Source organism: Spirosoma pollinicola, assembly GCF_002831565.1.
In the GTDB taxonomy this organism is placed as follows: domain Bacteria; phylum Bacteroidota; class Bacteroidia; order Cytophagales; family Spirosomataceae; genus Spirosoma; species Spirosoma pollinicola.
Window position 1 is genome coordinate 3,877,424 of record NZ_CP025096.1, and the last position, 12,577, is coordinate 3,890,000.

A 12,577-nucleotide genomic window follows, 5' to 3' on the forward strand; every position below is an offset into this window, starting at 1 on the left:
GTGCAAATACAGAAGTTGTGTAAACCATCGTTTCACCCGATTTGCCTAATCATGAAAAAACCGGCCAGCACATCTGCTAACCGGCTAATTTTCATGGGGTTATGTGTGAGCGGGAAATGGGGTTCGAACCCACGGCCTGCAGCTTGGGAAGCTGCCGCTCTACCAACTGAGCTACTCCCGCGTCGATTGGTGAAACAAAGGTGTATTATTAAAATTAGAATGTCAAGCCGTTAGAATCAGATGGTTGTTAGTAACTTTTCTATCTGCGTATAGGCATACCTAAGCTGCTCATCTGTAGTGCAGTAGGGTGGCATCAAATACAAAACATTACCCAGCGGGCGCATCAAAACACCACGATCAAGCAGGAAATTATAGGCCGTATCGCGAATATTATTGAAATAGGAGGTTTGCTCGCCAGCCTTCAAATCAAACGCCAGTAAGGTGCCATGCTGCCGAATGTTTTCGACGGTTTGGTAGGTGGCTAACGTAATTGAAAATGCGGTATGACTTGCGGCAATCCGCCGAATGTTAGCCTGTGTTTCGGGTAAAAGCAGTAAATCCATACTCGCTAATGAAGCTGTGCAAGCGAGCGGGTTTGCCGTAAATGAGTGCCCATGAAAGAGCGTTTTATGCTTGTCGCTTGACAGAAAAGCCTTGTAGATAGGCTCTGCACAGGCCGTAACGCCCAGCGCCATTGTGCCACCCGTCAACCCTTTCGACAGACACATCAAGTCGGGCTTTTCGGTCAAATAATCTGATGCAAACAACTTCCCCGTGCGACCAAAACCGGTCATGACTTCATCAGCAATGAGAAGAATGCCTTTGTTACGAGCTAATTGGAATAGCTTATCCAGCACCTCAGGGGCATACATCGTCATTCCGCCTGCACCCTGCACAAGTGGTTCGGCAATAAAGGCCGCCACTTCTTCCGTAAATAAGGCTTCAGCCTGTTGTAGAACAGCTTCTTCCTGACTGGGAGTCGGTACAGGTAGATACTCTACATCGAACAGAAAGGGAACAAAAGGGGCCGTGAAAGCACTACGTCCACTAACGGCCATAGCTCCGAAAGTATCGCCGTGATAGGCATTCTCGAACGCTACTATCTTTTTGCGTGGCCTCCCCAGGTTGTGCCAGTACTGAAACGCCATTTTCAACGCGACCTCAACGGCGGTAGAGCCATTGTCCGAATAAAAAATCTTCGATTGGTTTGAGGGGAGAATCGCCAGCAACCGTTCCGCTAGTTCAACGGCGGGCTCGTGCGTAAACCCGGCAAAAATGACGTGCTCGAGCGTTTGAAGCTGCTCCGATACTCGTTTGGCAATATGTGGGTGTGCGTGTCCGTGAATGTTCACCCACCAGGAAGAGATGACATCCAGGTATTCCCGACCATCGGCACCATATAGTATTGACCCATTGCCCCGTACAATGGGAATTGGCAACGGGGCCGTTTGCATTTGCGTGAATGGATGCCAGATGACAGCCTGATCACGTTCCGCTAAGTTGTTCATCTATCTAAAATAAAATGCGTAGAAATGAATAATGTAAAATGAATAACGAATCGAAAGAAACTGGTATCACTGTGCATTATTCATTTTACATTATAATCAAATACCCCACTTCCCCTGTGCTTTCATAACCTGTTCGATCACATCCCGAACGGCACCACGTCCACCTACTTTCGACGATATATATTGACAGACCGCCTGAATCTCGTCGACGGCATCAGCCGGACAGGTGCTTAAAATGGCTGTTCGACTCAAAATTGGGTAGTCAGGCATATCGTCGCCCATGTACAGAATTTCGGATTCGTTAAGGCCGTCGCGGGCAACGTAACCAAGAAACGCATTTATTTTTTGGTCGGAGGGGCCGCCCATGAAAACGTCTTTCACATTCATGGCCGCCAGCCAGCTACGAATGCCATCGGCATTGGCTGAGGAAACAATGCCCACCCGAAATCCAGCCTTGATCGCTTGCTCAATAGCGTAAGTATCGCGAATGAAAACCGTCCGAAAACGCTCGCCCGATGCCAATAGCGTAACACTGCCATCGGTCAGTACGCCATCTACATCGAAAATAAAGGTCTTGATTTGCCCGAATCGGGCTTGTGTCGCTGCCATGCTGCAAGTTTAGTGAAAACCGCCCGACAGTTCCGTATTTTTGTCACATGACAACACATAAGCTGTCGGGGAGTATCCAGCCACAGGCTGAATGGCCTTCGGCGTTTTTGACACAAATGCAGGCCCAGTTAGGTGCGGAGTTTACCGAATTTGAATCGGCACTGGTGCAGCCCACGCCTGTAAGTATTCGCATAAACCCACGCAAGCTGACAGACCCGCTTAACCCGGATGCTGGTTTGGCTTACGATACAACCGAACTAGCGCAAGTACCCTGGTGCCCTCAAGGGTATTACCTGCCCGAACGACCAAGCTTTACGCTTGATCCGTTGTTTCAGGCGGGGGCCTATTATGTGCAGGAGGCCTCGTCGATGCTGTTGTATGAAGCCCTCCGGCAAACTGTTAACCTCGACCGTCCGTTGCGGATTCTGGATTTATGCGCAGCACCGGGCGGAAAAAGTACGTTGCTGGCCTCGGCGCTGCACCCCGATAGTCTGTTGATTTGCAATGAAGTGATTCGCAGCCGGGTGTCTGTCCTGCGCGAGAATCTGGACAAATGGGGCTATCCAAATGTGGTGGTAAGCAACCACGACCCGGAGGATATGAGCAACCTGACGGGATTCTTCGATGTTGTGGTGGTCGATGCACCCTGTTCGGGTGAAGGGCTTTTCCGGAAAGACCCCGATGCCATGCAGGAATGGTCAGAAGCAAGCGTTGACCTTTGTTCGGCTCGACAAAAACGGATTCTAGCCGCAGCCGCTCCTTTGCTGGATAAAGACGGTATTCTGATTTTCAGTACCTGTACCTATAATGAACAGGAAAATGCCGAGAATGTCCGCTTTCTGGTCGAGAATGGTTTCAGAAACCGACCGCTGATCCTGCCATCTGAATGGAATATTGTGGAAAGACAGGCCGGTAACGATGAAACAGGTGATGCTGTAGGGTATCAATGCTACCCGCACCGGGTTCGGGGCGAAGGCTTTTTTATCAGCGTTTTTAAGAAGACAACTTTTACCGCTCCGGTTAAATTAGAGGCCCGGACTTTTCGTACGATCCGGGCGCTACGTCCGCGAGAAACAGCTTCGGCGGCCAAATGGCTCCAGAATCCAGCCGATTTTTCTTTTTGGGAGAAACCCAATGGTGATGTGATGGCTTTGCCAAAAGCGCTCGAAAAAACATTCTTATTTCTGGATAGTGCCCTAAAAAGCAAAGGCTTTGGCCTGGAAATGGGACAATTTAAGGGCACGGATTTTATTCCGTCGCACGCGCTGGCGCTTAGTACGGCTGTTAATCAGACTCTTCCGGGATTAGAACTGAGTAAGGAAGACGCACTACGCTACTTTAAGAAAGAAAATCTGGTGTTCGATGAGCCCGTTAAAGGCTGGTTGTTAGCTCGCTATAAAGGTATGAATCTGGGTTGGGTTAAAGGTGTTGGCACGCGGGTCAATAACTATTTGCCAAAAGACTGGCGAATTAGAATGGATATAAAGGAATACGTATGAAGCGGTTTTTTACCATTACGGGCCTGTTGGTGGCCGTTCTTGCGGTTGGTTATTTCGCGGGTCCGACGGCTCATCCCGAAGCGGTCAAAGACGAAACGATTACGCTCGATCCCGACCTAGTCAAGCTTGAAAAAAGCATTGCTGAATCGGAAAGCAAAGCGAATTTGCGTTTCGACAATGAAGCCCGCATTGTTTGGGCCGACAGTTTGCGTAGAGTTAAAACGCCCTATAGTATCGTTTACATACCGGGGTTTTCGGCCAGTTGGGCCGAGGGAGACCCGATTCATAAACAAATCGCCAGGCACTTTGGGTGTAACCTGTACCTGGCCCGCACCGCTGAACATGGGGTCGATTCGCCAGACGCGCTGAAAGATATTACCCCAGCCAACTATGCTGCCTCTGCCGAACGTGCGTTGGCGATTGGTAAATCATTGGGTGATAAAGTTATTGTCATGGGTACATCGGCAGGAGGGATGCTCACGCTATATCTGGCTGCTCACCACCCCGAAATAGATGGATTAATTCTGTATTCGCCCTGTATTGCTACGGCTAATCCGGCTCTGAAACTCGCTACTGGTCCGTGGGGAAAGCAGATTCTTAATCAGGTTTTTCAGGGCGAACACCTAGTTAATACGCACTACAACGGTGCCCGCGCTAAATACTGGTTTCCACAGTACCATACCAACGGGTTGATTACCCTGCAAACGATGCTCAATGCCTATATGACACCAGAGCAGTTTCAAAAAGTGAAGCAGCCCGTATTTATGGGCTATTATTATAAAGACGAAGAGCATCAGGACAACGTAGTGTCGGTACCGGCCATGCTGGCGATGTACGATGAATTAGGGACGCCCGCCGATAAAAAAGAGAAAATAGCCTTTCCGAACGCGGGAGAACACGTAATAGCCTCCCATTTTACATCCGGCGACCTCAACGGCGTTTACCAGGCAACCGAAAAATTTATGTCAACCATACTAAAAGTGCCGTCAACGCCGGTATCAGTGCCGACACTTGCCCTTGGCGCGAAAAAATAACCTAACTTTGAGGGATTAATGAATAATGTATAATGGACAATGAAGAACGTTTTTGTTCGTCAGCTGCTTTCCTTTATCCATTCTTCATTATCCATTATACATTAAAAACATGGCTTACGGATTACTGAATGGAAAACGCGGCATCATTTCCGGTGCCCTGGACGAAAAATCAATCGCCTGGAAAGTCGCTTTGAAAGCGAAAGAAGAAGGTGCTACGTTTACACTCACCAACGCACCCATTGCGATGCGTATGGGGGCAATCAAACAGCTCGCGGAACATTGTAACGCCGAAATTATTCCGGCTGACGCTACCTCCGTTGAAGACTTGGAAAACCTGTTCACCAAATCAACCGAAATTCTGGGTGGTAAAGTCGACTTTGTGCTGCACAGCATCGGTATGAGCCCGAACATCCGAAAAGGGAAAGCGTATACCGACCTGAACTACGATTGGTTTAAGCAAAGTATCGACATCTCGGCGCTGTCATTCCATAAAATGATGCAAACGGCCCATAAGCTGGATGCCATCAGCGAATGGGGTTCTGTGGTTGCCCTTACCTACATGGCGGCTCAACGGACGTTTCCGTTCTATACGGACATGGCCGATGCAAAGGCCGTTCTGGAGTCAATAGCCCGGAGCTTTGGCTATCGCTATGGCAAATCGCATAAGGTGCGCGTAAACACCATTTCGCAATCTCCAACGCCAACAACAGCAGGTGGCGGCATTGGTGGGTTCGATAAATTCTATGATTTCGCCGACAAAACTGCGCCACTGGGCAACGCTACCGCCGACCAGTGCGCCGATTATTGTATCACGATGTTCTCTGATCTGACTCGCATGGTCACGATGCAGAACCTTTTCCACGATGGCGGTTTCTCAATGACCGGTATTTCGGAAGAGATAATGGAATTGATTAATAAGGAACAATAAGTCATAGGTGTAATAAGTAAAATGAGTGCAGCAGGTGGAGTGGTTAGAACCATTTCACCTGCTGCACTCATTTTACTTATTACACCTAAAACGAAATCTGCTGAGTTAAATACGTTGCCTGTTCATCGCCGTTAATACGAACGGTTGCAGTTATCGGTTTTGCGGCCCAGTTAATGGTAATAAGGCCATAGTTCAGTTTGGTAACCATATCGCCAACCCGGTATTGATTGGCTTCTACATGCGGGGCCGATACGTGCGTGAGGCCGCTGCTCGTAATATCGAACAGGTCATAGCCCAGACCGGGTACACTAACCTTAGAGACTTCGGCCATGTGCCGGTCGCCACTGATGAAAAGAGCACCTTTGGGTTTCGTTTTGGCGATCAAATCCAGTAAGCGCTTTCGGGCTGTGGGGAAGTTGGCCCATTTTTCATAAACGTGTTCTTCGGGTAGAACCTGAACGCCACTGCCAATAATATGCACGTCGGCATCCGATTTGGTAAGCTGCTGCTCCAGCCACTTCCACTGCGCTTCACCCAGCATATCGCCCGATGGATCGGGGACATTTACTTTATTTTCTTTCTTCAGAGGGTCGCGGAAATAACGGGCATCCAGCAAAATGACTTTCACCCGTTGCCCTTTCGGTCCGTAGGTGTGAACGGAGTAGCCGCCTTCCTGTTGCCGTAGCGGGCTGGTTGACGGTACATCCAGAAAATCGAGCATAAGCTGCTGGCTTTCTTTCCGCTTCGGATATTCTTTTCCGCCATCGTTGACGCCATAATCGTGATCGTCCCACACGCCAATAATGGGCGTCAATTGCCGCAATTGTTGATAAACCGGATTCGACTTTTGAATAGCATATTTAGCCCTCAGCGTGTCCATACTTTCCGAATCGCCGTAAATATTATCGCCAAGCCAAACCCACACGTCTGGTTTCTGCGCTACAATATCATCCCATAACGGCTGTGGGCGTTTTTGATCGCTACACGATCCAAAGGCGATTTTAGTAATTGCTTTTGTTCGTGAAGAATCAGCTTGTTTAAATGATAGAGTAGAAGATGTGTCAGACTTTGGCGTCCGGCATCCTGCCAAAGCGATACCAGCAAACAGGCTGAGGGTGAGAAGTTTTTTCATTCGAGTTGGGATATTTTATAACTACTGTAGCGTGGAATGGTATTCTGCGCAGCCGCCAGGCTAAAATAAGCTGACGTTGTTAGCCTGACGGCTACGCGGGCTAAAGACCCACGCTACGAAACCAAAAGTAAAAAAGCCAGACTGTTTATTTGCCAGCTTCAAGATTTGTTAACAGGTGGAAATCCCCTTTCTCCCCCTCGTCCCTTTCCTCCTTCCTCCCTTTTAACTTTCCCAACTCCGAATAATCCGACTTCCATTTTCAGTCGATTCTGCCCGGATAAAGTTGTCTACTTCTTGCTGAAGTTCTTCTACGTGCGAGATGATACCAACCACCCGGTTTTCGGAGCGAAGGGCTTTTAGTGTTTTGAATACCGTTTGCAGCGAATCTTTATCGAGGGTTCCGAAGCCTTCATCCAGGAAAAACAGATTCTGTTTGGCTTTCGTCAAATGCTGAATATTGTCGGATAATGCCAATGCCAGCGATAGAGCCGCCTGGAATGTCTGCCCGCCGGATAGTGTTTTCACGCTACGAACCTCGCCACTATTGAGGTAATCGCGCACCAGAAAATTATTCTTGTCGTCCAGTTCGAGCCGTAGTTGGTTGTTGGTCAGTTTGAAAAAACGCTCGTTAGCTGATTCGCAGAGGTTTTTCAGGTAAACCGACGAAACGTAGTTCACGAAGCCCTGCGCTCTGAACATCTCGTCCATTTTCTTTAAATCCTGTCGCCGTAGGTCGAGGTCGTCGTGCCGTTTCTGATGCGCCTGTTTTTGCTGCCACTGCGTTTCGAGTGATGCCAACACGCTTGTAGCCTTACCGTGATCTTTGTTCAAGGCATCTTTTTCGGTTTGCAACCCCGTTAATTGTTGCTGAATCGTCGCTAATTCGACCGGATCGAAGGGATGCTCGGCTAACTCGGCTTCCAGAGAGTTAACCTGAAGCTGCAACCCACTTCGTTCTTCGTTGTATTCGTTTAATTGTTGCCGTTCGCGGCTGACGTTTAGATTGGATTGTAAAATCTGTTTCACCTGGTCGCGTGTCAGGCTTTGGTCGGTCAGATTCTGAGCAATGGTAGCTTCAAGTGCTTCCAGTTCTGTGCCAACTTCGGTGAGTTGATGGTGTGCTTGCAGAATCTGCTCATCAACGGTGGCCAACTCTTTTTCGGCGTCACTTTTCTTTTTGGCTGAATCGTCGAAATTAACCTTCGCCTGGTTGTGCGTTTTGGTGAGTTTTTCGCGCAGGTCGGCAATTTGATCCAGGCCCCAGTCTTTTACTTCATCCAGCCGGAAATGTTCCAGCGATTCAGCCGCTGTTTTCAACTGTCCGTTTAGGCCGGAGATGGCGTTACCAGCTTCGACAACCTTCTTGGTTAAGTCGTTGGCTATAGTTTCAGACTCTCCAATAAGCTTGTTAAGATCCTGAAGGGCTTTTTGGGCGTCCAGAATCTGTTTTTGCGTATCACTTTCCTTTTGGATGGCGTCAACCACAACGCCTTCCTGATCTTTCGAAAACTCCGGCCATATAAAACAATCTTCATGTTCGGTCAGCTGCCTAACGACCTCGGTACGCTCCTGAATCAGCCGTTTGCCATTTTCGTGTTCGCTCCGAAGTTTTGTCGTCAACTCCTTGATCGAGAGTTGTAGCTTGCTGGTTACTTCTATTCGCTGGATTACTTTCTGTAAACCCGCTTCGCTGCCTTTCACATCAATGCTTTCCTCAACGCCCATATGTCGGTTGGGGTAGTGTGTTGATCCGCAAAGTGGGCACGGTTGCCCTTCGTTCAGCGCATCAGCATACTTTCGTAACTCATCCTGAACGAGTAATTGCCGATGTCTGGTCTCACGGTCTTCCCGAACTTCTTTAAATTTGGCAAGAGCCTGCTCAATCGCATCCGGTAAGGTTTTAAGCGTCAAGTCAGTCCAATCGGCTGGAAAACTCACTAATGCATCGTTCTTCTGTTGCTTAAGTTTTTCAATAGTCCGGTCGTAATTACCAACGGCCACCTCAAGGTCATCGGCTTGTTTTTTCAGGGGTTTATAGGCCGTAAACCAGTTCTTTACTTTATAAAGTCGTTCAAGGTCAGATGTTCGCCCGATACCATTATCGAGAATAAGCTGGTGTTTGGCGCGATCCGCTTTATGGCGTTCGATTAAAGTTGTTTGTTGGTTGAGTTGACTGGTCAGCGAATCGCGGTAATGAGTCTGCTCACCAATGGTTTGTTGCAACGTTCTAATTTGTTGTACGGTATCCAGCTCGTCAATTTTCTGCTGCAATTCATCTCTGGTTTCATAAGCCAGTCTAGCGGCTTCATATACGCTTTGCAAACCAGCTAATCGTTTCGTTACAGAAATCAGTTGTTGCTGGGCTGTGCGTTCAGTTTCAGCGAGCTTTACCTTTTTGGCGTTTAGTTTATCATGCCCCGAAAAATCGGCCTGAAAGATGAGTAAGCAGGTTTCATAAACGGATAAATCTTGTTCGCGCTGGCGATGTGCAGGTTCTTTTATAAGAAGTTGGGCTAATTCCTGTTGTGTCAGGACCAGCGTTTTGCTTCGTTGCTGATTTTCCAACAGCCGTTTCTCATCGGGTCCCAACAGATTAATTTCGGCGTCTTTTTTTACCAGAGATTCTGTGATTATGGCGATATCAGCGTTTGCCTGCTCAATTACTTCGGGTGTAACGGCTTCAAGGGGCGATAATAAGCCACGTAACTCGGCTAATTGATTGTCGTTGGCTTTGCTCAACTTGCTCACCCGGCCAGCTAAGTCATACTGATCAAGCTTAAATAACTGATTCATCATCTCCGTCCGGTCGCGGGGGCTGAGTTCTAAAAACTCCCGAAACTGGTTTTGCGGAATAATGATTGTCCGTTTAAAATTGTCGTAGTCTAAGCCCAGAATCTGTTTCGTCAATACTGCTACATCTTCTTTTTCATTGCCGATAGGTTGCCATTCGTTGCCCTGACGGATAAACGATCGACGTTCGCCGGGTCCTATCTCGTGGTGTTTCTTGGGATGACGTTTGGCCTCATATACGAACTTATATACTTGCTGGTCGGCTCCAGCCTGAAATTCGAAATCAATAATGAGGTGATTCGATTTCAGGTTCATCATATTATACAGACGATTGTCACGACTATTCAGTCGCTCTGTTTCGCCGTACAAGGCAAAGCTAATAGCTTCCAGCAAAGACGTTTTGCCACTACCAACTTTCCCGAAAATGCCAAATACACTCGAACCAATTAGTTTCTGGAAATCAATTTCCTGTAATTCCTGATATGAATAGAGTCCTTGTACGGATAATTTAATGGGTATCATTCAGGGTCTGTCGCTAAAATCTCTTTAAACAAGTGCTGTAAGCGTTCATTCGGCTCCTGCCCCTTGTTCTTATTCTTAAAATAACTTGTAAACAGCGCTTCCATTGGTTGGGTAAGGTCAATGGCCGTAGTCTCCTCCTGTACGGTGTCGTCCACATCCTGTACATCGGGAATTATCGTTACCAATGACTCGTGCGCCTGTTGAAGCTGACGGCGTTCATCACTCGTCAAAAACGTTGTGGTTTGCATCGTGATCTCGGCATAGCAATTCGGGTTCTCGGTCAGCCACTCAACGGCCTCATCGACGCGTTTGAACTTGGGACGTAATAACCGCTTACCGGTTGCCAGCGGAATCGGATTAACCGTAACGGCTTTCCCCGGTTCTGCCTCTATAATAACGATGTATTTCTGCTGATCGGCTTCCGCAAAGCTATAGGCTAGGGGGCTGCTACTATATACGACAGGAGAAGGCCCACCCGCTAGCTGCTGATACCGGTGTAAATGCCCAAGCGCCGTATATTGAATCTGGGGCGGAATCATGTCCGTATACACGACCGATGCGCCACCAACCTGTAAAATACTACGCTCATCGTCCGATTCTTCGGGCTGCTCTCCCCCCCGTTTCATGACAAACAAATGTGCCATTAATAGATTGACACCCTGATCATCCATATAGGTATCCGCCAGGGCAGCCCAGTGCTGGTGTAAATGCTGCCGAAGTTCATCATCGAGAATTGCCATGCCGAGATACGACCGGAGCCGTGTCTCATTAGCATAGGGCGTTAGTATAATACGTATAGGATATTCATGTCGGGGTAACTTCAGTTCAATAAATCCCGGTGCCGAGCAAAGGAGTTTCGCTTCGCAACTCAGCTCATACGAACGCACCTCTGTTTTGGGAAAACCGGCGAAGATGATTCCGCACTCCCGCCCGAAATGATCCTGCGCTTCAATCCGGTCTGGGTTATCGTGATTGCCTGCAATAGCAACTACCGTCCGTCGACCGTTTGCCGTTAGGTCTTTAAGCGTACTATATAGTAGGTCTTCGGCTTTAGGGTCGGGATTAAACGTATCGAATAAGTCGCCCGCCACCAGAACCAAATCCACATCTTCCCGATTAGCGACTTCTGTTATTTCTGCCAATACGTCTCGCTGTTCCTGTAAGCGCTGGAAATCCTGAAGCCGTTTTCCTAAATGCCAGTCCGCAGTATGTAATAGTTTCATTGGATGAATAACTCATTGTATCGGGATGAACTGATACAAATAGCTCATGCAATATAATTCATAAGGATGGCATAACGGTTAAAAAAGCCTGTTTAGGCTCTAGTTGATACCGTTTTGGGCGTTCAAACCGGTGAACATCAAAAAAGTTTAAAAATAATTTCGTAGGGTAACTGATTGATTATACGGGTTTTACCAAATAATCTTTGGCACTTCTAAATCTATTTTCAAGACAGGTCTTGACAGAGGGCAAAAATGAACCTACCTTTGCACTCCCAAACATCGGGAATGAGTTGACAACAACGACGCAAGTCAGTGACTATCAATTCATTAAGTGCAACTCACTGAAAATCAATGTCAAAATTTATTTTCAGATTTACTTGACAAACTAACGAACGTCTCGTACCTTTGCACTCCCAAATATCGGGAATGATTGAGAAAACAAGTTCAACGCTTTGGTTATCAATCAGTTAACAGGAAAAGTTGAAAAAGTAAGTTTTAAAAATAACTTCAACTTTACTTGACAATCGGGAAATAAAGTGTACCTTTGCACTCCCAAACAACGAGACACAGTTTAACTGGTTTAAACGACACCTCAACAACGCTTCGACCAACGGGTCAGGCGCCAAGTTCTTTGACAAACGGTCAGCACAATAAACAACTCAACTTCACGACTTCGGTCGTCGGTTGAACAAGACAGTCACGCCACTGGCGTGACACAATTATTTACGATGGAGAGTTTGATCCTGGCTCAGGATGAACGCTAGCGGCAGGCCTAATACATGCAAGTCGAACGGTTCGCAAGGACAGTGGCAAACGGGTGCGTAACGCGTAAGCAACCTGCCTCATACTGGGGGATAGCCCGGCGAAAGCTGGGGTAAACCCGCACGGTCCCGTGTGATCACCTGGTGATACGGGTAAACATTTATGGGTATGAGAGGGGCTTGCGTCTGATTAGTTAGTTGGCAGGGTAACGGCCTACCAAGACGATGATCAGTAGGGGTTCTGAGAGGATTGGCCCCCACATGGGTACTGAGATACGGACCCAACTCCTACGGGAGGCAGCAGTAGGGAATATTGGGCAATGGAGGCAACTCTGACCCAGCCATGCCGCGTGCAGGATGAAGGCGCTCAGCGTTGTAAACTGCTTTTACTGGTGAAGAAAGCTTGTCCTGCGGGATGATTTGACGGTAGCCAGGGAATAAGCACCGGCTAACTCCGTGCCAGCAGCCGCGGTAATACGGAGGGTGCAAGCGTTGTCCGGATTTATTGGGTTTAAAGGGTGCGTAGGTGGTCATTTAAGTCTGATTTGAAAGCAGGCGGCTTAACCGTCTG

Annotated in this window: 8 protein-coding genes, 1 tRNA gene and 1 rRNA gene (1 of these 10 only partly in view); 4 read left to right on the forward strand and 6 right to left on the reverse strand. The window is 47.9% G+C overall.

Annotation, left to right across the window (positions count from 1 at the left end; genetic code table 11):
- Positions 1-108 precede the first annotated feature (108 nt).
- From CWM47_RS16280 to CWM47_RS16290, 3 genes are all read right to left on the reverse strand, one after another.
- Positions 109-181, reverse strand: a tRNA-Gly gene (locus tag CWM47_RS16280).
- Positions 182-236: 55 nt separating this feature from the next.
- Positions 237-1,508: an adenosylmethionine--8-amino-7-oxononanoate transaminase gene (bioA, locus tag CWM47_RS16285; protein WP_100989292.1), complete on the reverse strand. Its 1,272-nt coding sequence runs from the start codon at positions 1,506-1,508 to the stop codon at positions 237-239.
- 96 nt (positions 1,509-1,604) lie between these two features.
- Complete coding sequence (locus tag CWM47_RS16290) at positions 1,605-2,117, reverse strand: KdsC family phosphatase (protein WP_100989294.1); 513 nt, start codon at positions 2,115-2,117, stop codon at positions 1,605-1,607.
- A gap of 47 nt (positions 2,118-2,164) precedes the next feature.
- Here CWM47_RS16290 and CWM47_RS16295 point away from each other — a divergent pair, with 47 nt between their 5' ends.
- The 3 genes from CWM47_RS16295 to CWM47_RS16305 all read left to right on the forward strand — a co-directional run bounded on the left by CWM47_RS16295 (position 2,165) and on the right by CWM47_RS16305 (position 5,578).
- A complete protein-coding gene (locus CWM47_RS16295) occupies positions 2,165-3,616 on the forward strand; it encodes a methyltransferase RsmF C-terminal domain-like protein (RefSeq protein WP_100989296.1) in 1,452 nt (483 codons plus the stop codon).
- The gene (locus CWM47_RS16300) at positions 3,613-4,650 is read left to right on the forward strand and encodes an alpha/beta hydrolase (RefSeq protein WP_100989298.1); all 1,038 of its coding nucleotides are present in this window, start codon (positions 3,613-3,615) and stop codon (positions 4,648-4,650) included. Before CWM47_RS16295 ends, CWM47_RS16300 begins: the two co-directional genes overlap by 4 nt.
- 109 nt (positions 4,651-4,759) lie before the next feature.
- Entirely contained in the window at positions 4,760-5,578 is an 819-nt protein-coding gene (locus CWM47_RS16305; RefSeq protein ID WP_100989300.1) for an enoyl-ACP reductase FabI, read from the forward strand.
- Positions 5,579-5,663: 85 nt separating this feature from the next.
- On the opposite strand, the gene CWM47_RS16310 is transcribed toward CWM47_RS16305, so the two are convergent.
- The 3 genes from CWM47_RS16310 to CWM47_RS16320 all read right to left on the reverse strand — a co-directional run bounded on the left by CWM47_RS16310 (position 5,664) and on the right by CWM47_RS16320 (position 11,245).
- Complete coding sequence (locus CWM47_RS16310) at positions 5,664-6,710, reverse strand: alkaline phosphatase D family protein (RefSeq protein ID WP_100989302.1); 1,047 nt, start codon at positions 6,708-6,710, stop codon at positions 5,664-5,666.
- A gap of 222 nt (positions 6,711-6,932) precedes the next feature.
- A complete protein-coding gene (locus CWM47_RS16315) occupies positions 6,933-10,022 on the reverse strand; it encodes an AAA family ATPase (RefSeq protein ID WP_100989305.1) in 3,090 nt (1,029 codons plus the stop codon).
- Entirely contained in the window at positions 10,019-11,245 is a 1,227-nt protein-coding gene (locus CWM47_RS16320; protein ID WP_100989306.1) for a metallophosphoesterase family protein, read from the reverse strand. The genes CWM47_RS16315 and CWM47_RS16320 overlap by 4 nt, the downstream gene beginning before the upstream one ends.
- 725 nt (positions 11,246-11,970) lie before the next feature.
- On the opposite strand from CWM47_RS16320, the gene CWM47_RS16325 reads away from it, so the two are divergent.
- Positions 11,971-12,577: ribosomal RNA gene (locus CWM47_RS16325) — 16S ribosomal RNA — on the forward strand (it continues 900 nt past the right edge of the window).

Coding starts and splice junctions, on each gene's coding strand:
- bioA (WP_100989292.1), bottom strand. CDS start 1,508: ATGAACAACTTAGCGGAACGTGATCAGGCTGTCATCTGGCATCCATTC.
- CWM47_RS16290 (WP_100989294.1), bottom strand. CDS start 2,117: ATGGCAGCGACACAAGCCCGATTCGGGCAAATCAAGACCTTTATTTTC.
- CWM47_RS16295 (WP_100989296.1), top strand. CDS start 2,165: ATGACAACACATAAGCTGTCGGGGAGTATCCAGCCACAGGCTGAATGG.
- CWM47_RS16300 (WP_100989298.1), top strand. CDS start 3,613: ATGAAGCGGTTTTTTACCATTACGGGCCTGTTGGTGGCCGTTCTTGCG.
- CWM47_RS16305 (WP_100989300.1), top strand. CDS start 4,760: ATGGCTTACGGATTACTGAATGGAAAACGCGGCATCATTTCCGGTGCC.
- CWM47_RS16310 (WP_100989302.1), bottom strand. CDS start 6,710: ATGAAAAAACTTCTCACCCTCAGCCTGTTTGCTGGTATCGCTTTGGCA.
- CWM47_RS16315 (WP_100989305.1), bottom strand. CDS start 10,022: ATGATACCCATTAAATTATCCGTACAAGGACTCTATTCATATCAGGAA.
- CWM47_RS16320 (WP_100989306.1), bottom strand. CDS start 11,245: ATGAAACTATTACATACTGCGGACTGGCATTTAGGAAAACGGCTTCAG.